This window comes from Streptomyces sp. NPDC041129 (assembly GCF_055592265.1).
Window position 1 is genome coordinate 1 of the sequence record NZ_JBVIYV010000024.1, and the last position, 1,727, is coordinate 1,727.

Genomic DNA, 1,727 nt, shown 5'->3' on the forward strand with positions numbered 1-1,727 from the left:
GTGTGCTGGACGACGGTGTGATCGGCTCGCTGACCCCCGAGCGTGTGGACCGGGTCCTGGCGGCGAAGGCGGACGCGGCCTGGTACCTGCACGAGACCACCCGCGATCTGCCCCTGACGGTGTTCGCAGTGGTGTCGTCACTGTCCGGGGTGTTGGGAAGCCCCGGCCAGGCCAACTATGCAGCCGCGAACGCCTTCTTGGACGCACTGGCCGTTCGCCGGAAGCAGTCGGGACTGCCCGGACAGTCGGTCTCCTGGGGCCTGTGGGCCGAGTCCGGAGGCATGGGCGCCGGGCTGACCGACGAGGCCCTGGCCCGCTTCCGTACGGGTGGTGTGCTGCCGATGAGTCCAGCGCAGGCCGTGGAGTTGTTCGACGTGGCGATATCCGGGGGCCTGGGTCACCTGGTCGGCGTGCGGTGGGACCTTTCCGCACTGAGCCGTCTCGCCGGCGCAGGTGAGTTGGCGCCGATGCTCGCCGATCTGGTGCCCGCGGTGCGGCGGACAGCGGCGGCCGGGGAAAGTGTCTCCCAGCTCGAGGCACGGCTCCGAGCAACCGACTCGGCCGGTCGGCACAAGCTGTTGACCGAGCTGGTGGCCGCGTCGGTGGCAGCGGCGCTGGGACACGGCAGCGCCGAGGCCGTGGCAGCGACGGCCGCGTTCCGTGACCTGGGCCTGGACTCCCTGGGCGGTATCAACGTCCGCAACCGCCTCCAGACCGCGACCGGGCTGACTCTTCCCGCGTCCCTCGTGTTCGACTGCCCGACCCCGCAGGCGCTGGCGGGCTTCCTGCTCGAACAACTCATGCCCGGGGATGGCGAATCGAGTACGGCGCCCACACACATGACGGACGTCCGGCGGCTGCTGCAATCAGTGTCGCTCAGCCGCCCCGGCGACTCGGTGATCATCGAGCGCCTGCTGAAGCTCGCGGAAGCCGAGAGCGACTGGTCCGAAGGCGCACCAGACCTCGGTGACCGGCGCGAGTCCATCGAGGAGATGGATGTGGACGCACTGATCGACATGGGGCTTGGCCTTTCTCAGAGCAGGAAGAGTGACATCTGATGACGACCCGGGAAGAGAAGCTGGTCGAAGCGCTGCGCAACTCTCTGCTCGAGATCGAGACGGTACGGGCCGAGAACGAGCGGCTGCTCGCCGAGAACTCCGATCCGGTCGTCGTGGTGGGGATGGGGTGCCGCTATCCCGGCGGTGTGGTGTCCCCGGAGGGCTTGTGGGAGCTGGTGCGGTCCGGAGTAGAGGGCATCGGCGAGTTCCCCTCTGACCGTGGCTGGGATGTTGAAGGGCTCTTCGATCCGGACCCTGACGCACCGGGGAAGTCGTACGTTCACCGGGGTGGCTTCCTTGCCGATGTGGCGGGCTTCGACGCCGGGTTCTTCGGGATTTCGCCGCGTGAGGCGGTGGCGATGGATCCGCAGCAGCGGTTGTTGCTGGAGGTGTGCTGGGAGGCGATCGAGCGGGCCGGCGTGGATCCGGTGGGTCTGCGGGGTTCGCGGACCGGTGTCTTCGCCGGTGTGATGTCCCAGGACTACGGTCGGCTCGGTGACGCGGCCGGTGACAGCGCCGACGGCTTCAGCACCAGTGTCATGGGCTCCGTCATTTCCGGCCGGGTGTCGTATGCGCTGGGGCTGGAAGGTCCGGCGGTGACGGTGGACACGGCGTGTTCGTCGTCGTTGGTGGCGTTGCATCTCGCTGCGCAGGCGTTGCGGGTGGGTG

2 protein-coding genes are annotated in these 1,727 nt (G+C 68.6%); both read left to right on the forward strand.

Going from position 1 to position 1,727, the window contains the following annotated elements:
- Positions 1-1,058 (forward strand): beta-ketoacyl reductase (locus ACZ6B1_RS34180; RefSeq protein ID WP_468784652.1); only part of this gene is annotated, 1,058 nt, incomplete at its 5' end.
- Positions 1,058-1,727, forward strand: a 670-nt coding sequence (locus ACZ6B1_RS34185; RefSeq protein WP_468784653.1) for a beta-ketoacyl synthase N-terminal-like domain-containing protein, incomplete at its 3' end; no start/stop codon positions are given. The genes ACZ6B1_RS34180 and ACZ6B1_RS34185, both read left to right, overlap by 1 nt.